This window comes from Actinomycetota bacterium, assembly GCA_035540895.1.
GTDB lineage: Bacteria > Actinomycetota > JAICYB01 > JAICYB01 > JAICYB01 > DATLFR01.
This window is the reverse complement of sequence record DATLFR010000242.1, coordinates 18833-38866: the sequence shown is the minus strand read 5'-3', so window position 1 is coordinate 38866 and position 20034 is coordinate 18833. Positions and strand designations below refer to the sequence as shown.

The 20034-nt window shown below is 66.1% G+C and carries 16 protein-coding genes and 1 pseudogene; 3 read left to right on the top strand and 14 right to left on the bottom strand.

Features of this window, described 5'->3' with window-relative positions; translation table 11 throughout:
- Positions 1 to 5: 5 nt before the first annotated feature.
- The 7 genes from VM840_13600 to VM840_13570 form a co-directional block, all read right to left on the bottom strand.
- Complete coding sequence (locus VM840_13600; GenBank protein ID HVL82618.1) at positions 6 to 842, bottom strand: hypothetical protein; 837 nt, start codon at positions 840 to 842, stop codon at positions 6 to 8.
- A 706-nt stretch (positions 843 to 1548) separates the two neighbouring features.
- Positions 1549 to 2025 carry a hypothetical protein gene (locus VM840_13595; protein HVL82617.1) on the bottom strand — a complete coding sequence of 159 codons (477 nt, stop codon included), beginning with the start codon at positions 2023 to 2025 and terminating at the stop codon, positions 1549 to 1551.
- Between the two features lie 628 nt (positions 2026 to 2653).
- On the bottom strand, positions 2654 to 4084 hold the full coding sequence (locus VM840_13590) for a phage portal protein (GenBank protein ID HVL82616.1): 1431 nt from the start codon (positions 4082 to 4084) through the stop codon (positions 2654 to 2656).
- Positions 4084 to 5709, bottom strand: coding sequence for a terminase TerL endonuclease subunit (locus tag VM840_13585; protein HVL82615.1), 1626 nt, complete (start codon positions 5707 to 5709; stop codon positions 4084 to 4086). The genes VM840_13590 and VM840_13585 overlap by 1 nt, the downstream gene beginning before the upstream one ends.
- Positions 5672 to 6916 (bottom strand): DNA modification methylase, encoded by a 1245-nt coding sequence (locus VM840_13580; protein HVL82614.1) that lies wholly within the window; start codon positions 6914 to 6916, stop codon positions 5672 to 5674. The genes VM840_13585 and VM840_13580 overlap by 38 nt, the downstream gene beginning before the upstream one ends.
- A 32-nt stretch (positions 6917 to 6948) precedes the next feature.
- Positions 6949 to 7419: a P27 family phage terminase small subunit gene (locus VM840_13575; protein HVL82613.1), complete on the bottom strand. Its 471-nt coding sequence runs from the start codon at positions 7417 to 7419 to the stop codon at positions 6949 to 6951.
- Positions 7420 to 7849: 430 nt separating this feature from the next.
- Positions 7850 to 8110 carry a hypothetical protein gene (locus VM840_13570; GenBank protein HVL82612.1) on the bottom strand — a complete coding sequence of 87 codons (261 nt, stop codon included), beginning with the start codon at positions 8108 to 8110 and terminating at the stop codon, positions 7850 to 7852.
- A 394-nt stretch (positions 8111 to 8504) separates the two neighbouring features.
- On the opposite strand from VM840_13570, the gene VM840_13565 reads away from it, so the two are divergent.
- From VM840_13565 to VM840_13555, 3 genes and pseudogenes are all read left to right on the top strand, one after another.
- On the top strand, positions 8505 to 9995 hold the full coding sequence (locus tag VM840_13565; protein ID HVL82611.1) for a class I SAM-dependent DNA methyltransferase: 1491 nt from the start codon (positions 8505 to 8507) through the stop codon (positions 9993 to 9995).
- A 127-nt stretch (positions 9996 to 10122) separates the two neighbouring features.
- Positions 10123 to 11265 (top strand): restriction endonuclease subunit S, encoded by a 1143-nt coding sequence (locus VM840_13560; GenBank protein ID HVL82610.1) that lies wholly within the window; start codon positions 10123 to 10125, stop codon positions 11263 to 11265.
- A 6-nt stretch (positions 11266 to 11271) separates the two neighbouring features.
- A pseudogene (locus VM840_13555) lies at positions 11272 to 14343 on the top strand (type I restriction endonuclease subunit R).
- Positions 14344 to 14876: 533 nt separating this feature from the next.
- Here VM840_13555 and VM840_13550 read toward each other — a convergent pair.
- The 7 genes from VM840_13550 to VM840_13520 all read right to left on the bottom strand — a co-directional run bounded on the left by VM840_13550 (position 14877) and on the right by VM840_13520 (position 19955).
- Positions 14877 to 16958, bottom strand: a complete 2082-nt coding sequence (locus tag VM840_13550) for a hypothetical protein (GenBank protein ID HVL82609.1) — start codon at positions 16956 to 16958, stop codon at positions 14877 to 14879.
- A 199-nt stretch (positions 16959 to 17157) separates the two neighbouring features.
- Complete coding sequence (locus tag VM840_13545; GenBank protein ID HVL82608.1) at positions 17158 to 17436, bottom strand: hypothetical protein; 279 nt, start codon at positions 17434 to 17436, stop codon at positions 17158 to 17160.
- The gene (locus VM840_13540) at positions 17433 to 17990 is read right to left on the bottom strand and encodes a helix-turn-helix domain-containing protein (GenBank protein HVL82607.1); all 558 of its coding nucleotides are present in this window, start codon (positions 17988 to 17990) and stop codon (positions 17433 to 17435) included. Before VM840_13540 ends, VM840_13545 begins: the two co-directional genes overlap by 4 nt.
- A 7-nt stretch (positions 17991 to 17997) precedes the next feature.
- Positions 17998 to 18225 (bottom strand): hypothetical protein, encoded by a 228-nt coding sequence (locus VM840_13535; GenBank protein HVL82606.1) that lies wholly within the window; start codon positions 18223 to 18225, stop codon positions 17998 to 18000.
- Positions 18222 to 19337, bottom strand: a complete 1116-nt coding sequence (locus tag VM840_13530; GenBank protein ID HVL82605.1) for a hypothetical protein — start codon at positions 19335 to 19337, stop codon at positions 18222 to 18224. Before VM840_13530 ends, VM840_13535 begins: the two co-directional genes overlap by 4 nt.
- Positions 19334 to 19756 carry a DUF6166 domain-containing protein gene (locus tag VM840_13525; protein HVL82604.1) on the bottom strand — a complete coding sequence of 141 codons (423 nt, stop codon included), beginning with the start codon at positions 19754 to 19756 and terminating at the stop codon, positions 19334 to 19336. The genes VM840_13530 and VM840_13525 overlap by 4 nt, the downstream gene beginning before the upstream one ends.
- The gene (locus VM840_13520; protein ID HVL82603.1) at positions 19749 to 19955 is read right to left on the bottom strand and encodes a helix-turn-helix domain-containing protein; all 207 of its coding nucleotides are present in this window, start codon (positions 19953 to 19955) and stop codon (positions 19749 to 19751) included. Before VM840_13520 ends, VM840_13525 begins: the two co-directional genes overlap by 8 nt.
- Positions 19956 to 20034 lie beyond the last annotated feature (79 nt).

Below are 20034 nucleotides of genomic sequence, written 5' to 3'. Positions count from 1 at the left end.
CTCCTTCAGGACGTCTTCTGCAGCTCCGCCAGCGGCGCCTCGGACAGCACCGACCCCCACTCGGGGTGCTCGTAGCGGCGGACGAGCCGGTGGAGCGGGACGGCGCCCGACCGGACGAGATCGGCCTTGTCGGCTCCCCCGCGCCCGGCGAACAGGGCGTCCTGCTCGGCTCGGGACATCCGGGCAAAGATCTCCTCACCGGTCGGACGCCGCCACCGCTCACGTACGCCGGCGACGCGGGGCTCGGCCACGCACCGGCAGTTCGGGTGGGTATCCATCCGGACGTTGCTCGCGAAACTCGTCCCGGACAGGCCGAGGCAAGCGCCGCAGGTCCCCCACGTGACACGGGTCCAGCCGACGATCCGCGGATCCGCGTGCATCGCATCGGCGAGCGCCCGGCGGGCCGCGCCCATCACCTCAGCGCGCACGGTCCGCACGGCCCGGGCCTCCCCGGCCAGCCGGACCGCAGCCGGCGGGAGCCCGGCCGCAGACGCGTGCTTCATGGCCGCCCCGGTGAGCCTGAGGACAGCCGCGAGCTCGAGCCCGCCGGCCGTACCCTCGAAGGCCTCCAGGTCCAGGTCCTGCGGAGGTTGTGGCTCCCCGGTCTCGCTTGCCATGTACGCGGTCAGGTAGGCGGAAGTCAGCCGGACGGCTTCTCTCTGGCCAGCCACCACGGTCTCGGCGGCCGCGGGGGTCCAGCGCCGGACCGTTCGGTCGATGTCGTCGACCCGCACGCGAGCGTCGAACAGGTCGAGCAGGATCCGCGTCGCGCTGCCTCTCACCCGGACCAGGGCGCGCCGGTACGCGTCGGTGAGGGCCATGCTCTCGCGGCGTGCCGCCATCGCGAATCCTCCTGAGGTGAACCCGAACGCGCAAAGCCGACGGCAGCGGCAAGGCGCGACCTCGTGTGCGGCGCTGGAGCAGTGAGTAGGAGCGGTCGCCCCCTACGGCGCTCCACGTCCGACGCGCCACCCTTGTGTCAACTCCCACACTGGCAGCGTGACGCGTGCGACTTCCGCGCAACCCTCGAGGATTGCGACCTTCTTGCGGAAGTCCTCGACGTCATTCATGTAGGCCCACCGCGCGTCGGCCGGCCTAACACCGGCGGCCAGTAGAACGATGCGGTCTACGGGGCAAGCCGGGGGCTCAGGGATAAGATCGAGGCACCAAAGATGTTTGAGGTATAAGCCGATGCTCTTCTGAGAGTGAGATAGCCGGAATCCAGGGGCATAGGCGTACCGAGGATGCGGGTCAGCTCGGAAACTTGGAGCATGCCATTCGTTCATCCTCGCCTGTAGCGAGAGCACGTCACTCTCGTAGTCTGCACGCGAGAGGGGGGTGCGGTACCTCTTCCCCATCTCAAAGAGTTCAGCTACCCACCCTCGGCGGACAACCTGCCTCTCGTGGGGGGAGAGACCCGGTCGGTAGAGGTAGTTGCGCTGAGTAGCCGCTCCGATTGCTGCGCGGCCAGCTCGCTCGATGGTCGATTCCCGGTTCGTCAGCGACAGAAACGCGCGCTTCGCTACATCGAGTTGAGCGACGGAGTCCTCAGACACTCTCGTAGAGAAGAATCTTCACGGAAACCCGGCCTCCATCTGCGTCTTGAATGACTGCCTCGAGTTCGCCACTCCCCTTCCTCCCTGCGAACTGGCAATAGAAGGGTTCTCCTTCCCGAGCGCCTTCTTCTGGGGGATGGCAAGTGAGTCCATCGCGAGTGACAGTGTCGCCAACCTGTCGGGACGCTTCCTCTGCAATCAGATCGAGGAAACTGCTGAAGACGCTCGGCGTGAGGTAATCGTTGCCCGTCCTCGGCGGCACCGAGGGCGATTCCGCCGTGGGCTGCCCCCCCGCCCACAGGCCAAGGGACATGCACTGCTCGAAGGCCTCCACCAAGAGTGTTCCAGCATTGCCACCGGAGTCGAGATCTTCTTGGGCAGCGACGTCTTCAAGCTTTCCCCAGAGTTCGCGAGAAATAGGGCCCGGAGCGGTCGACGAAGGATTCCTCGAGAGGATGCGCTCGGCCATTGCCTGCCGCGTAGGATGCAGTTCTCCAAGATAGAGATTTACAGCGCGGCAGGCTCGATCGGCTTCCTCCATGTCTTGGGCGGCCAGGTCGCCGCGTGTGGAGCTATCTTCTTCTACCTCTCGACCAACATCAGAGCCACCGCACGAGGCCAAAGCCAAAGGCAGGAGCCCAAGGAGAACCAGCGAAACCCATCGCGGCACGGCTGGCGGGCGGGGCTGCTCACTCATTACGTCGGACGGCGGAGTCTCATCAGCGTGCAACGTCAATCTCCAAGTGGACGTCTCCATCCCGCTCACCAACCGTCACGTCGAAGTCTCGATACGACCCGTCGCCGAAGACGATTCGGCACGTGACGGTGTCACCCTCGACTAGGCGCTCATTGGGGCAGTATGCGTCTCGGACAGGAGCGCCCTGAGTATCTCCAAGTCGCTTCCTCAGCTCCGTGGATATCTCTGACCCCGTCGTCGTCACTGGTTCGCCTGAGCCGCAGCCCGCCCACACAAACGCTATGAGCACAAACGTCACATACATCAATGGGCATCGCGACAGCCTTCTCTCCCGGCGCATATGCCCTCCGCAGATCTGGACGTCCTCGTGCCAGGGTATCTCCAGGACGACTGCGGTTCACTACCGAAGCCTCTCCGGAGAGACGGGCGCAGGCTCGGAATCCGCGTCGAACAGGCGACGCAGGTCCCCGCCGGCCGTCGATGCCTCCAGGGCCTCGCGTCGTCGCATGGCGTGGAAGCGCTCGATCTGCTGGGGCGTGTAGCCGGCGTCCTCCCAGAGCTGCTGCTGCGGGACGCCGAGCTGGAGCTTCTTCAGGATGGCGTCGACGTGCTGGCTCTCCGTCCGGGACTCGGGGTCGGCCCAGATCGTCTCCATCCCCCACGCCTGCGCGCCGCGCTCGTCGCCGGCCACCCGAAGCGCCAGGCGCATGACCTCTTCCCAGCCCTCACCGAAGTGGCGCATCTTGCGGCGCGCCTTGGTGACCAGTCCGGTCTCGGCCGCCTTGATGCTCTCCCCGGACGGGAACTGGCCGCGCAGGAAGAAGTAGTGCGGCGGCGTGCGTGTCTGCGATGCGATGTGCTGGACGAGCATCTCGATGGCTTTCACGTAGTTCTCGAGGTTCGTCTCCCCGAACTCTCCGAAGCTGGTCTCCGGGTCCTCGGAGATCCACAGTCGGGAGACCGCGGATCGGAACGGCTCGATCTGCTGGTTCGTCTCCGGGTCCCGCGGGATCTCCAGACCGGTCGCCCATCGCTGCCGGAAGGCCGCGTACTCCGAAGCCACCAGGAGGTCGGCGGTCAGCTTGTTCACCGCGTTCTGGATCGGGATGACCTTGTGGATCTCGCTCTGCCCGGCCTCGGCCCCCAGCGTCGGCTTGTTCACCAGCGGGACCACCGGCACGACGCCGAGCGGGTTGGGCAGCGGCCACGGCTCGTCCGCCACCTCGCGCTCGACCAGCCGCATCGGATCGACGCTCCCGACCTGCGGCCCGTCGGAGACGCGGTGGCGGCCACGCCACTTGTAGATCTCCTGTGGCAGGTACAGGGTGACCAGTTCGTAGCCCTGGTCGTCCCGCCACTTCTTCAGCGCGGCCGCCCGGCGCCGGCGACTGCCGGTCTCGAAGGCAACCACGGTCTGGAACGGACTTTCCACGTTCACGGCGGGCCGACGGTCCTCGCCCCACCACACGAGCGCGTAGGAGATGCCGTGGACAAGCGCCTCGGTGTGCGCGATCTGGCTGTCGGCGTCGAGCTGGTTGCGCTGCCAGATCTCCCACGCGCCCTTGTCCCCGGCCGGGTCGTCACCGAGGCGGAAACCGTCCACGTTGAGCCGCTCCTCCACCGCATCCACGACCAGGTCGCACCAGTTGTCGGCGAAGTGACGGAACAGCCCGCCGAAGGCCTCCCTGAACTTCTCGGTCGCGAACTGCAGGTCGTGGTCGCCGGCGTAGTAGTGGGCGTACCTCTCGAGGTGGCCGCGCCGGGAAGCGAGGCGCTCCTCGAGGCGGCGGACCCACCACAGCGGGTGCCCGGGCTCGTAGATCTCGGTCATCAGAAGAACGCCGCTCCTCTCCTCCGTCGCGGGCGCCGCAAGATCCCTGCGTCGATGGCCATGGCCAGGGCAACGATGCCGTCGATGCGGCGTCCGGACGCGCCGCGGTCCGGCTTGACCGGCTTGATGTTCTCGGCGTCGTCCTGCCGGACTTCGACCGAGTCAGCGCAGAAGCGAGCCACCGGATTGGCGCCATGGCGAAGGGCGCCGCTGCGGACCAGGACCATGAGCTGTTTCAGCGGCTCGGACATCCCCGCGTACGTCTGCCGGACCTGCGAGATCTCGATCCCGGTCCGCTTCCCGATCTCCTGCCGCACCGGCTCGAGCAGCCACGGGTCGGCCGAGATCCCCGTCACCTTGTAGCGGCGGGCGTCCTCCTCGACCTGGGCGTAGATCGCCTCGTAGTCGATGACGTTGCCCTCCGTCAGCGTCAGCCAGCCCTCCCGGGCCCAGACCGCGGCCTGGCCCCCGGTGAGCCGGTCGAGGTCACCCAGCCGCTCCTCTGGGAGGAAGAACCGCCACACAGCCGTGTTCCGCACGTCCGGGAAGAACCAGCACAGCGCCGTCAGGTCCTCCTTGGAGGACAGGTCGAGGCCTCCGAAGGCGGCCTGCCCGGCCAGCTCGCGGTCCGGCCAGTCCGGACGCGGGAACAGCTCGCCGTCCGCGCACGCCTCCCACAGGTGCAGCGGGATCCAGCGCGTCGTCTGCTGCACCCACTGGTTCAGCCGGTACTGCCGGAACGCGTTCTCCTTGGCCGGGTCGTTGTGGGCCTCCACGGCTTCCTCGCGCAGCGCCCGGATGTCGAGGAAGTCCCCGAGGGCCGGGTTGGCGTGCGGCCACTTCGACTCGTCCCACGGGTCGGCGTCCCGCGGCGTGTTGCGCATGTAGACGAAAACGTGGGGCGCCCGGGCCGGGTCCTCGGCAACCCGGGCCATCTCCTCGTGCTCGTGGGCGGCGAAGCTCGACGGGTCGTTGCCGGCCGTCGTCGCCGCCACCATCAGCGGCTGAGTCCTGGATCCCATCGCCGTCCTCAGCGCATCCCACAGGTCGCGGCTGGGCTGGGTGAGCACCTCGTCGAACAACACACCGTGTGGGTTCCAGCCCAAGTTCCCGGCCGCGTCCGCCGCGATGACCCGGTAGAAGCTGGACGTCCGTTCGTCGACGATCCGCTTCGTCTGCCGGAAGATCCGAAGCCGCCCCTGCAGGTACGGGGATAGCTCGACCATCCGCTGCGCCACGTCCCACACGATCGACGCCTGGTCGCGGTCCCGGGCCGCGCCGTAGATCTCGGCCCCCTCCTCGCCGTCGGCGATGAGCAGGTACAGCCCGATCCCGGCGAGGAGCTCGCTCTTGCCGTTCTTGCGGGCCAGCTCGAGCCACGCCATCCGGAACAGACGTGTCCACTCGCCGTCCTCGCCCTGTCGGACGGTGCCGAACAACGGCCGGATGATCTCGTCGCGCTGCCAGTCGGCCAGGCGGAAGAGCTGCCCGGCCCATCGGCCCTTCGTGTGGCGGAGAAGCCGCTCGAAGAACCGCTCCGCCCACAGGGCCCGTTCTTCATCGAACCGGATCTCGGGTGGAGCCACGTCATCGGCCGGCGGGTTCCTCGAGGACAGCCTCCTCACCGGTGAACTCCTCCCACCGGCGCACAGCCAGGTCGCAGAACCTCGGCTCGAGCTCGATCGCGCAGCACACCCGGCCCTCCTGCGCCGCGGCGACGAGCTGCGACCCCGATCCGGAGAACGGCTCGAAGCAGACATCGCCGGGATGCGTGTGGATGCGCATCGGGATCGCGAACAGCTCGACCGGTTTCTGCGTGGGATGTTCGGCCTGCTGCTTGCGCCGCCCCTCGTCGTAGGACACCTCCCAAACGCTCGTTACCTTGGCCGCGTAATGGGCATCCACCCAATCCGGACGGTGGCCCCGCCGCCATCCGAACAGGCAGGGCTCATGTCGCCAGTTGAAGTACGCGGTGGCGAACATGGGCGCGGGCTTCACCCAGACGATCTGCTGGTGGTCCAGCACGTCCAACACGCGCCACACCTGTTGGATCAGGCCCGCGTGGCGGTGGGCGTGCCAGATGTACCAGGCCGCATCGTCCTGGAGATGCGGCGCTGCGGCCGACGTGAATCCGCGCAGGAACGTTCCGTACTCGGCCTCGGGGATGTCGTGCCAACCCTTCTCGGTCCAGTCCTTGCCCGAGTCCCCGCCCTTCTTGGAGCGGGACGGCCGCTCACCTGTGTACCGCACACCGAAGGGGGGGTCGGTAGCGAACAGGGCTGCTTTCCTCCCGGCCATGACCCGTTCGACGTCCTCCGGCTTGGTCGAGTCGCCGCAGAGCAGCCGATGGGGGCCGAGCACCCACAGGTCGCCCGGCTTCGTGACCGCGGGTGTCTCATCGGGGAGATCGTCGGCTGGCGTCCGTCCGCCGCTCCGCTCGACCTCGGCCATCCGATCAAGCTCGCGGGCCAACTCTTCGCTGGGTATCTCCACCTCTTCGAGGAGCTCGCGCAGCGCCTCGGGGTCAGGCTCGGCCATCGCGGCCAGCGGATCGAGCGTGGCGAGGATCTTGTCCGCCTCGGCCTCGGTGACATCAAGCACAAGCACGGGCACCTCCTGGTCGGGCGTGGTCTCGGCCCGGAGATGGCCGTCGATCAGGACGAGCCGGCCGTCGTCCTCGCGGGCCAGGAGCGCGTCGGCGTATCCGACGTCCTCCAGCACGGCCCGGACGGCCCTTGACTGAGCTTCCGGATGGCGCCGCCAGTTGCGCGGGTTGGGCTCGAGCTGACCCGCCGGCACACGGCGGAGCTCAAGGATGCGGTCTCGGATCATCACGCTCTCCACGCGGCTAAAGCCGCCTCAGGTCAGCCGAAGAGCAGCCGGGCGAGCTCTTCCTCGGTGCGCTGGTCGGGCACCTCGATGCCGCTGCGGCTCGCCGGGGTCATCCCGAACTCGCGGAACCACAGCTCGGAGGCCCGGGTGACGTCACGCCACTGCCGCCACAGCGGGTTCGTGCGCAGGTCGCCGTCGCGGTCCCGGACCAGCAGCCGGGACAGGACGCCGAGGCCCTCGATCCGCTCGATCAGCGCCAGGCGTTCGCACTGGATACGCAGCGACCAGCGGTCCACGCGGGTGAGCAACCCGGCGGCGTGCAGGTCGCGCGCCAGCGACCGCCACACCTTCTTCGCCTCGGCGCTCATCTCACGGAACGGCGCCGGGGGCTTGTCCGCCACGGCCGGCTGGGGCTCGCGGTGGTTGACGTGCCGCGGCTCGTCGCCGTGCAGAAGCTTCAGCCGCGTCGGCTTACGGGGGCGTCCGCCCCTCGGTCCAGTCATCGTGGTCTCCCGACTTTTCCGGAGGTATTTCCGGCGCGCGTCCGGCCTCGGCGGACGGTCCATGCCCCCGGCGTCCACCGGTGGTACGCCGGTCCGGGGCCGGGCCGCCTACAGCCCGCGGGCCGTCTTCTGCGCGTGGTGCCGCCGGCAGAGCGGCTGGAGGTTCGACAGCTCGTGTCCGCCACCCAGCCGAAGGGGACGGACGTGATCCACGTCCACGGCCGGAGCACCGCACACCCGGCACAGCGGCTCCTCCCGCAGGACCTGCCGCCGGCGACGTTGCCAGGCGGCGCCGTAGTCCCTGTAGGGCTGACGTCGCTTCAGCTGGCGGTCAGCCTCGAGGGCGTGCGTCCGGCACCGGCCTCGGGCCCCGGCTGGCAGCGGACACCCGGGGGCCGAGCAGCGACCCGGCGGCTTCCGCGGCACCGGCTCACCTCCCGCGGACCCAGCGCCCGATCTGCGACCGGCTGTAGGAGCCGTCGAAGAAGGCGGCGATGTCACGGACGCTCCAGCCGTTGTCCTTCAAGAGCCGGGCCGTCCGGACCGCGTTCTCCCGTTCTCCAGGCAGGCCGCGGACACCGCGAACGTCGTGTCCCACTCGGCGGGCCTCCTCGAGTCGCCGTCGGCGTTCGGGGGCAGGGTCGGCCTTCGCCTGTTCGTGCAGGTAGGAGTCGATGTTGAGGGTCTTCATGAAAGGAAGAAGCCGGGCTGGGGGCCCGGCCGAAGGGTGAACGTCTCCCAATAGCGACCATGCTAGCGCGAGGCGAGGACGCGTGCAAACAACAGTTCGGGTCTTGACTGCTTAACCGGGTTAAGCAATGCTGCCTTAACCCGATTAAGGAGCACGCGTGGCGACGAGAGCGGCACAGATCATCGGCATCGACGAGATCGCGGCTATGGCGGGCGTCTCGGTACCGGCGGTCACCCAGTGGCGGAAGAAGCAGGGCAGCGACTTCCCCGCGCCGCTGTCCGGGTACGAGACCCTCGTCTTCGAGAAGGACGCCGTCGAAGCATGGCTGAAGAAGAAGAACAAGAAGTTCAAACCGCTCAACCTCGAGGCCACGCTCTGGGCCGCCGCAGACAAGATGCGCGGCCATATGGACGCCGCTGAGTACAAACACGTCGTCCTCGGCCTCATCTTCCTCAAGTACATCTCCGACGCCTTCGAGGCCCGACACCAACACCTCCTCGAGCTGGAGAAGACCGAGGGTGCAGACCCCGAGGACCCCGACGAGTACCGGGCCGAGCACGTCTTCTGGGTTCCCCCTGACGCGCGATGGGACAAGCTCCAGGCCGCCGCGAAGCAGCCCGAGATCGGCACCCTCATCGACTCCGCAATGGACGCCATCGAACGCGAAAACCCCTCCCTCAAGGGCGTGCTGCCGAAGGACTACGCGAGACCCGTGCTCGACAAGCGTCGCCTCGGCGAGCTCATCGACCTCATCTCAGGGATCGGGCTCGGGGGACGCGACAACCAGTCCCAGGACGTGCTCGGCCGCGTCTACGAGTACTTCCTCGGCCAGTTTGCCGGCAAGGAAGGCAAGAAGGCCGGCGAGTTCTACACGCCGCGTCACATCGTCCGTCTCCTCGTCGAGATGATTGAGCCATACAAGGGCCGCGTCTACGACCCCTGCTGTGGATCCAGCGGCATGTTCGTGCAGTCCGAGGAGTTCATCCGCGCCCACGGCGGACGCCTCGGCGACATCTCCATCTTTGGCCAGGAATCCAACCCCACCACATGGCGGCTCGCCAAGATGAACCTAGCCATCCGCGGCATCGAAGCCAACCTCGGCGAGAGGGCGGCCGACACGTTCCACACTGACCTGCACCCCGACCTGAAGGCGGACTTCATCCTCGCCAATCCACCTTTCAACATGAGCGACTGGGGAGGCGACCGACTACGGGATGACGTCCGATGGCGCTACGGCACCCCCCCGGTGGGCAACGCTAACTTCGCTTGGATGCAGCACATGATCCATCACCTCTCACCCAATGGCATGCTGGGCCTCGTCCTCTCGAATGGTTCCATGTCCTCGAACAGCTCCGGTGAAGGCGAGATCCGCAAGAACATCGTTGAAGCCGACCTCGTCGACTGCATGGTCGCCCTGCCGGGTCAGCTCTTCTACGGAACCCAGATTCCTGCATGCCTGTGGTTCGTCGCACGCGACAAGACCGGGAAGCCGACCAAGGGCGGCAAGGCCCTGCGGAACCGGCGGGGCAGCGTATTGTTCATCGACGCCCGAAGGCTCGGGACCATGGTCAGCCGCACCCAGAAGGAACTCACCGACGAGGACATCTCGCGGATCGCGGAGACCTACCACGCTTGGCGTGCTACGGCTGCCGCCTATGACGACGTCCCCGGTTTCTGCAAGTCGGCAACGTTGGAGGAGATCCGTCAACACGGCCATGTCCTCACACCCGGACGTTACGTGGGGGCCGAGGATGCGGAGGAAGACGAAGAGCAATTCGAGGAGAAGATGAAACGTCTCACCGCGCTCCTCTTTGAACAGCAGGCTGAGGCCGCGAGGCTCGACGCCACAATCGCAGAGGATCTAGGAAGGCTTGGCAGTGGCTAAAACGCTCGGTGAGGTTGCCGAAATTGTTATGGGTCAGTCCCCCCCGGGAGGGACCTGCAACGATCGAGGCGAGGGGGTGCCCCTGTTGAATGGCCCAACTGAGTTCGGTCCTCACCATCCGTCTCCCGTGCAGTTCACAACCGACGCCCGGAAGCTGGCCCGCACCGGAGACATCCTGTTCTGCGTTCGCGGCTCAACCACGGGAAGGATGAACTGGGCAGATCGCGAGTACGCGATCGGCCGGGGGGTGGCAGCAATCCGTCACAGGACTCGGCCACACCTCCAGCCGCTTGTCCGCGGGGTGATTGAAGGCGAACTCAGAGGGCTACTGGCCCAAGCAACCGGATCCACCTTTCCGAATGTATCCGCAAGACAGCTCTCCGACCTGACTTGGCCGCCGATTCCCGAGGACGAACAACTCGCCATCGCAACCATGGTCGGGGCTCTGGACGACAAGATTGACCTGAACCGACGGATGAGCGTGACACTCGCGGAGATTGCTCGGGCGATATTCAAGGCCTGGTTCGTTGACTTCGATCCCATCCGCGCAAAGGCCGAAGGGCGCGACCTCGGGCTCCCCAACCCCATCACGGACCTCTTCCCCGACGGCCTGCTGGAGTCGGACATCGGCCAGATTCCCGAAGGGTGGCAGGCCGAACCTCTCGGTGACCACATCGAGGTCGTGCGAGGTCTCAGCTACCGGGGAGCGAGCTTGGTCGGCGAGCGCGAGGGGCTGCCGCTCCACAACCTGAACTCAGTTCTTGAGGGCGGCGGCTACAAGTACGAAGGCATCAAGTGGTACGCCGGCGAGTACAAGGGACGTCATCTCGCTAAGCCTGGAGATTTAATCGTCGCCAACACAGAGCAGGGCCACAACCACCTACTCATTGGTTGCCCGGCGATCGTGCCCGGCACGTTCGGCCACGACGCGTTGTTCAGCCACCACCTTTACCGCGTTCGTGCTCTTGAGAGTTCACCCCTGACGCGCCTCTTCATCTACCACCTTCTCCTCGAGCGCCGAATGCGAAACGAGGTCATCGGATACACACACGGCACGACCGTCAACATGTTGTCGGTTGACGGCCTTAAGCACCCGCGGTTCGCCGTTCCGCCTGCCGACCTTGTGGCGGCGTTCGAAGGCCTTGTCGGTCCCATGTTCAAGAGGAGTGAACATCTCATCGGCGAAGTGCGGACGCTCGCGGCTTTGCGCGATACGTTGCTCCCGAAGCTCATCTCCGGCGAAATTCGTGTCGCGACCGAAGCTGCGTAGGTCAACATGACGATAGAGTCAACCCCCGGGTTCGATGAGTCGGTGGCCGAAGCCGCCCTCATGGAGTGGCTCAGGGATCTCGGCTACGAGACCCGGTCCGGCGGCCATATCGCTCCGGGGATGCCCAACGCTGAGCGTAGGTCCTACCGGCAGGTCGTCCTTGAAGAGCGGCTTCAAGACGCGATCGTCCGCTTGAACGCCGATGCCCCTCCACAAGCGCGGGAGGAGGCGCTACGCAAGGTCCTTCGGACCGACTCCCCTTCGCTCAACGTCAACAACCGCTCGTTCCACCGCATGCTCGTCGACCCGCCACAGATCGAAGTACCTCGTGAAGGCGGTGGCGTACGGGGGGTTCGCGTCCGACTCATCGACTTCGACAACCCCGACAACAACGAGTGGCTAGCGGTGAACCAGTACACCGTCCACGAGCACAGCCATCGTCGCCCCGACGTCGTCGTGTTCGTGAACGGTCTCCCGCTGGGGCTCATCGAGCTCAAGAACCCGGCCGACGAGGACACCGACATCTGGGACGCCTACCGCCAGGTCCAGACCTACAAGCAGGAGATCCCCTCCCTTCTAAGCTTCAACGAAGCGGTCGTTGTCTCCGACGGTGTAGATGCCCGGCTCGGTTCCCTAACCGCTCCGCGCGAGTGGTTCCTGCCCTGGCGCACGATCGAGGGGACGGAGCTTGCGCTAGTCACTGCGAACCCGCTCGAGGTGCTCACGAAGGGCGTCTTCGACAAGGCCCGGTTCCTCGACCTCATCCGCCACTTCATCGTGTTCCACGACGACGCCGAGGTCCGGAAAGTGATCGCGGGCTACCACCAGTTCCACGCGGCACGGAAGGCGCTCGCCACGACGCTCCGAGCGGCGGACGGTGAGGGCGACGGCCGGGGAGGCGTCGTCTGGCACACTCAGGGCTCGGGCAAGAGCCTCACCATGGCCTTCTTCGCCGGCAAGCTCGTCCTGGCCCCCGAGCTCGAGAACCCCACGATCGTCGTCATCACCGACCGCAACGACCTCGACGACCAGCTCTTCGGTGTCTTCGCCTCATCGGAGGAGCTGCTGCGGCAGGCGCCCAAGCAGGTCGGGGACCGGGCGGACCTGCGGCGGGAGCTCTCGCGAGCTTCGGGCGGGGTCATCTTCACCACCATTCAGAAGTTCCTGCCTGAGGAGAAGGGCGACACCTTTCCTGAACTGTCAGACCGCCGCAACATCGTGGTCATCGCCGACGAGGCCCATCGCAGCCAGTACGGGTTCATCGCCGGGTTCGCACGCAACGTCCGAGCAGCCCTGCCCAATGCCACCTTCGTCGGTTTCACGGGCACGCCTGTCGAGCTCGACGACCGCGACACCCGAGCCGTCTTCGGGGACTACATCGACATCTACGACGTCCGGCGAGCGGTCGAGGACGGCGCCACCGTCCCCATCTACTACGAGAGCCGGCTCGCCAAGCTCGATCTGTCCGACAGCGAGAAGCCAAAGATCGACGAGGACTTCGAGGATGTCACCGAAGGCGAGGAAGTCACCCGAAAGGAACGACTCAAGAGCAAGTGGGCGCAGCTTGAAGCGATCGTCGGGAGCGACAAGCGCCTTGAGCTCGTCGCCAAGGACGTCGTGGACCACTTCGAGAAGCGGCTCGAGGTGATGGACGGCAAGGCCATGGTCGTCTGCATGTCCCGGCGCATCTGTGTGGACCTCTACGACGAGATCGTCAAGCTTCGCCCCGCCTGGCACTCAGACTCCGACGACGACGGGCAGATCAAGGTCGTCATGACCGGCTCCGCCTCCGACCCCGCGCATTGGCAACGACACATCCGGCCTAAGCGCGGCCGCGAGGGCATCGCGCAGCGGTTCAAGGACCCCCAGGACCCATTCAACGTCGTCCTCGTCCGAGACATGTGGCTGACCGGCTTCGACGTGCCTAGCCTGCACACTATGTACGTAGACAAGCCCCTCCGCGGCCACACGCTCATGCAGGCCATCGCACGAGTGAACCGCGTCTTCCGAGACAAGCCCGGCGGCCTCGTCGTCGACTACCTGGGCCTCGCCGACGACCTCCGCAAGGCGCTGGTCACTTACACCGAGAGCGGAGGCAAGGGCGAGGCAGCTGTGAATCAGGACGAGGCCGTCGCAGTGATGCTCGCCCGCTTCGAGGTATGCCGTGACCTGTTCCACGGCTTCGACTATTCCGCCTTCCTGACCGGGTCGCCCGCGGATCGGATGCGCCTCCTGCCCGCCGCGCAGGAACAGGTCCTCGAGCAACCGGACGGCAAGGACCGGTTCGTCAAAGCCGTCGTCGAGCTCTCGAAGGCCTTCGCGCTCTCTGTCCCGAGGCCCGAGGCTCTGGACGTCCGAGACGAGGTGGCGTTCTTCCAAACCGTCAAGGCCGCCCTCGTTAAGACCGAGCGCGGCAAACGCACCCCCGAGGAAGACCTCGACCACGCCATAAAGCAAATCGTGTCGGACGCCATCGCCCCCGAAGGCGTCATCGACGTATTCGAAGCAGCCGGGCTCAAGAAACCCGATATCAGCATCCTGTCCGACGAGTTCCTGGCGGACGTACGCGAGATGCCCCACCGCAACCTGGCCGTGGAGCTGCTCCAGAAGCTCCTCAACAACGAGATCAAGACGCGGGCCCGGCGCAACGTCGTCCAGTCGCGCGCCTTCTCCGAGATGCTTGAGTCGGCCCTTCGCAAGTACCAGGCCCGTGCGATTACGACCGCTCAGGTCATCGAGGAACTCATCGAGCTGGCCCGCCAAATGCGCGAGGCACAGCGCCGCGGAGAGGACCTGGGCCTCACCGACGAGGAGCTCGCCTTCTACGACGCGCTGGAGACCAACGACAGCGCCGTAGCTGTGCTGGGCGACGAGAACCTACGCATGATTGCGCGAGAGTTGACCGAGACGGTCCGGCGCAACGCCACGATCGACTGGACGGTCAAGGAGACGGCTCGGGCGAACCTCCGCCGCATGGTCCGCCGGATCCTTCGCCAGCACGGCTATCCGCCGGACAAGTCCGAGAAGGCGACCCAGACCGTGCTGGAACAGGCCGTTCAGCTCGGCTTCGAGTTCGCGGAGGAAGCCTCCGGTGCTCCGGTGCTTTCAACTGTGCCGTTCGAGATCGTCCCAGAGGCAGAAGCGAAACCCTACGAGAACTGCATCCCACTCATGACGCTCCGAGCCGCCGCGGGGACCTTCGGAGACGACGCCCGAGCGGTCGAAGCAGAAGCTTGGGTACGCCCCAGCGGGCGAACGAGACCCGGGCCTGGGCTGTTCGTAGCCCAAGTGCTCGGAGAGTCGATGAACCGACGGATCCCGAACGGCGCCTACTGTGTGTTCCGTCACCCGGTAGAAGGTACGCGTCAGGGTCGAGTCCTACTCGTTGAACATCGCGACATCGCGGATCCGGATCTTGGAGGCAGCTTCACGGTCAAGATCTGGGAGAGCGCCAAGGAAGAACTAGATGACGGCTCGTGGAGACATAGCGAGATCCGCTTGTTACCGGACTCCTTGACCCTGAATCAACCGCCCATAGTTCTACGCGAAGTTTCGGATGACGATGTTCGGGTCGTGGCTGAGCTCCACGAGGTGCTGCCGGGACGGGCGCGCTAGCCACCCCACAAGAGTTCGTATAGCGCGGTCGCGGCAACTCCGAGCACGATTCCTCCAAGGCCTCTTACCAGTAGCCCTTTGGCCTGAACGAACATCCGCGCGAACCACCAGTCACCCAAAACCCATTCGCCTTTGACTGCAACGGACGACGAGATGATCCACAGAACCACTCCGCTAGCGACAGCGATAACACGAGAGAGTGCGGCTTCAAGCTGGATGGCGCTCATAAGCTCTCCCACTGCCAGGGTGCCCACGACCGCTACACCAAGCGCGAGGAGAGTGCGGGTCGCGTAACGTCTGCGGTTACGTTCGATTTGTAACTCGCGCACCTCTCTCTGCACATTCCCCAACTCCGATTCGAGCACTCTCCCCTGTTGGCGCGTCGAAGCTAGTGTCTCATCCAGCGCTTCCGCTCGAGTCGTAGCTTGCTGGAGTTCCTCGCGTAACGATGCGACTTGCTGGCTCGCTTGATCTGCAGCATCCGCCAGTTCCTTCTCGCGGTCTCCGGCAGCTGCCCTCTCCTGCTGGAGGACACGACGCTCCTGTTGAAGATCGTCCTCCAAACGTTGCGTCTCCTCGATGAACGCTTTCTCAACCAGGGCCTCTTCTTCGGCCTCCGAGACGCCTTGGCCAATGCGCTGCCTTAGCGCCTCGTTCGTCAAGACGTGGGAAATGGTCTCGCTACTCAGATCCCCGATGTCTTCGTAGCGAGAGAGGCGACGGAGGATTCTGATTGACACCCGCTCGGCCTCCGGATCGAACCGCGCGAAGAGCAGCGGCAGCCGCATCGAAGCCACGATCGCTGCTTCGAGATTTGCGTTCCGAGGAACCCAGAACTGCAACAGTTGCATCAAGATGGCGGGTGCCACACAGGACGGAAGGTCGCCTCTCTGCGCCTTTCTACGGTCGAACCGAATCAGTCCGAAGTCGAGAGTCAGAATCCACAACCCTGCGTCGAGGGGTGACTCAAGGACTTGCGGTCGCCTGCTCCGTACGAAGTGCCACAACACCATGTCATGAAGATTCGTTTCGTACGGCTTGGCCCCCTGAGGGCGCGCCTGTTGTGCCTCCTGCTCCGTAAGAAGGTCATCAAGCACAGCTTGTTCGGTTCTCAGCCCTTCGATTGCAGGGTCATTGAATACCTCTACCCCGTGTTCCTTGAGGATTGGCACCAGATTCTGCTCGAAGGGTCCGAAGAAGTCCTGCGGACTCAACCATGACTTTGAACGGGATGCTTCCTCTAGGTATCTCGTTGCCAGGCCGGACATCGGAAGACTGACTGCCGCTCTGGCCAACGCACCCCCGACTCGTATCCCTTCCAAGTTGTAGATTTGCGCGCTAAGTACGCGGCGTGCTTCTTCAATGGTGATGGGAAGCACATAGAGCTTCACTCGGACGTGGCTGGAAATCTGCCCGATGAGTTCGGTGAGGCGCGAGGCAACCTCATTCGAGGGGTTGTCGTGTAGATTCAACATCGAGAACACGAAGTTCGTATCGAGAAATACTCGAAGCTCCGGGGTGCCCCCTCTGGCCGCTCCGATAGCTCCGAGAGTCGCATCGTCGAGAGATTCCGCCTGGGTCGCGAAGAAGGCATCGAGCCGCCGAAGGAGGTACTGACGCACCTCGGCACTTGCTGGGTCGAGGAACGCCAGGGCTGCGTCTCGGAAGGGCTCCCCGAACCGCCTGGCAAGGGGTTCCATCAGTGACTGAAACCCTTTGAGTTCTCCCGCCTGCGGCCCTCCCGGAGCGAGCAATTCAAAAGTTCGCGCCCCAAGATCCTTTATGAGCGGCACCAGGAACTCGTCATTGAATGCCCGCCACGTGGAATCAACATCCGCGTCGGGCTGATGGCTGCGAAGGCATGTGACGAACCTTTGATGGACATCGGCCTCATTCGCCTCAACAACGCGAACCTCGTCGTTTAGCGATGTCCGGCATTCCTCGGAGAGCTTCAGTCGCCCGTCAGGTAGCTCGACGATCTCGCCAGAATCCATCAGGCGCTCCGCCTCTTGCTGCAATCTCTCGTGCTCTACGGGCATGTCGGTGAGGTCCGCAATGAGACTCGGGAGGTTGCCCACCTCTGCAGCTTCCGCTGACCAAATGGCAGCCAGGATGAGGCGCTGAAGGGTACGCGAACGCCATCCGGCCTGGTTGAGCTCGACATGATGAAGCAGGGCGAGCAGTTCAGCGGGTAGGTCCATTGGCACCGCAGCTCCCATACGGGCGATTCGTGACGACCCCCAATCGTAGCTGCGGCCGCGGACAGGAAGCCGGGGGTCATCCGAGATCTCTTGAGCACAGTTCCTCGAGGGCCCGCTGAGCATCGATGAGGAGTTCGACAGCCTCCAGAGAACGACTCGGTCGCCCGCCGTGCTGCACCGGCCTGTACGAAATGCTGGGCGGCGTCCGGTCTCCATCGACCCGGAGCCGAGCCGCGTAGGCGACCTTCCCCGGAAGCTGATCGAGTAGGGCAGCAATCCGGCGCAGGTCCCGAGCGAGCCGCGGTTCCGTTTCCTTCACCTGCTCGGCCATGCGGTAGAGCTGCTTCACGCTCATCGGGGGCCTCCGCGCGCTCGGCTCTCAGCGAGGATCTCCTCGGCCCGGTTGCGGCTGAGCTTGTCCTTGATTGACTGGATTAGGGCAGCGACCGCTTCCGGGTTGCTTGGGTTTTCCACAGCTTCGACATCTCGGCCCCCGGACGGTTCTGGACGGATAAAGGACGGGTCGGGGGGCGCCAGCGCCCCCTCGTGATCACCACCAGCGCCCCCTCGTCCGACCACCAGCGCCCCCTCGTCGATTCCACGAGAGGGCGTCGGCGCCCCCTCGTTCGACATCACAACCGTGTAGCGGTTCGTTCGTCGATCTCTGCGACGATCCGGAGGGCCTCCGGACTTCAGCTCCACCCGGAGTTCGCCCAGCTCCTCGAGCCGTCGAACGCAGCGCCGGACGTTCCGCCGGTCGATGCGAGCCTTCCTCGCTAGCGATTCGAGAGACGGCCACGCGTTGGTGCCGTCGTGGTCGGCGCTGTCCGCGATGGCCAGGAGCACGAGAAGGTCGCTCCCCGCCGCCGTGGAGTGGTCCCAGACCCAGCCCATGACCCGGACGCTCACGGCCGCCTCACCACGCCTCGAACAGCGGAGTGCCGACCGCTTGGCCCTTGGCTTCGTGGTCAAGACGGTCGGCGCACAGCGTGCAGTAGAACTCCTGGACCCCCCGGCCGGCCTTCGTCCGCTGGCGGCCGCCACCCTTGGTCCCCAGGTGACGGAGCATCGTGAACCGCTGCCAGGCCCTCCGCGGGTCCACTTCGCGGCCGCAGCCGCCTGAGCACGCCACGCCATGCGTCACGACGCCTCCTCGGCCGGCTCGTGCGCGACCGGGCCGATGTCCCCGCCGGCGCCCAGCCACAGACCCAGCCACGTCCCGAAGTCCCGAGCCTGAGCGATCGTGGCCTCGTCCGGCTCGAAGCCGTACCGGGCCAGGAACGCGCCACGCAACAGGCCAGGCTGCACACGGTGCGCGGCTGCCGCGTTGACGGCCGGGTTCCAGTCCTCCCGCCTGGCCCGCTCCCCCTTCGACGCGGCGGGCACGTGGGGGCCGTTCGGAGCCACCGGGATCGACTCCGGCCGTGGACCCTCGCCGCGGCGCAGACCCTGGTCGAGTTCGCGCAGGAGGCCGGCCGAGATCGATGCCATCGACTCGGCCCCCGTCTCACCGCACGCCCATGCCGACAGCTCCTCGTGCGTGACGCCGAGCTGTCCGGCCGTATAGTGGATCCGGCGCATGGCCACCGAGCGGTCGTTGTCCCGCTCCCAGAGGTCCACCGCCGGCCCGTCGGCCTCCGCCACCGCGGCCGCTTCGACCTCGGCCAGGTCAGAGTCCACGGTGTCCCCGATCTCGCCCTCGGCGTAGACTTCGCCCTCGAAGACGTCCGGGCAGTGCAGCCGGGCCCCCTGGGACATAGCGCGGGCGAACAGCATCGCCCGCGGGTACTGCCTCCAGTTCCGCTTCGTCGCGAGCCCCGCCCGCTCGGCGTCCGCCCACGAGAACGTCGACCCAGGCTCCAGACGCTCGAGGTCACCGCCGCGGCGGACCCGGTAGAAGCGGATCGTGCAGACCTCGTCGTCTAGCCGCTCGATCTCGTACTCGTAGTCCGGATGGCGGCGAATCAGCGACGCGATCGCTGTCGAGGACAGCTCCGGCTTTCCGTCGATGATGTTGATCGCCTTCATGGCGTTGAACGGCTGGAGCCCGAAGCTGCGTCCGGCCAGGATCTTCACGATGGCCTGGCTGATCTTGTGCGTGTCCGGGAAGTAGCCGGAGGCCGTGAACGCGCGGGCCAGCGCCTCGAGCTCCTCCAGGTCCCGGTGGCCCTCCGGCGCCCACGGACGGATCGCCTTCGAATCCTCGGCCGGCTCGACGTCCAGCACCTCCGGCTCGGCCACATACGTCTCGCTCATGTATCGATCCCCTTTCGTCGCGCCCACGCGCGCACGAACTCGCCCGTGAACGCCCAGGCCTGGCTCGGCAGCCTGGCGACCACCTCGCGCTTGAACGGCTCGGCGAACAGCTCCGCCTCGATGGGCCCGAGCTCGGCCGCCAGGACGGCGTGAGCCAGCTCGCACGGTCCGGCGCCGGCGTAGCCCCACTCGAAGCCGGTGGGTGACAGCGACGAGGGCCCGGTCCGGTGAGGAAGGATCCGCCACGTCCCGTCCGGCTCGAACACCCGGACGATGCACCCACCCGGCCCCCGCAGCCCCTCGAACAGCCGCGGGCACGTCTGAGGGAGGTCGGCCGTCGCCAGCCGTTCAGCGAGGAGGATGTCCTCGAATGCCTCGGCGTGGGCCGCGAAGAACTCGCCCACCTGGACGTCATCCATGGGCGGCCTCCCGCATCGGCGCCCAGTCACGACCCTCGAGGTAGGCATCCAGCCAGGCCGCCGGCACGGCGATCCGGACGCCGAAGCGGACGGACGGGATCGTCCCCCGCCGGATCAGATTCCGGACATGCCCCGGCGATACGCCGATGAGCCTCGCGAGCTCGTTCGGGCTGTAGGCCTTGCGTGTCGTGTCACCCATGCCAAGGGTTGTAGCCCGAGGTCAGGCGAACCCTGCCATTGGCCGAGCGGTCAAAGATCGGGGGCCCACGGGCGCGGCT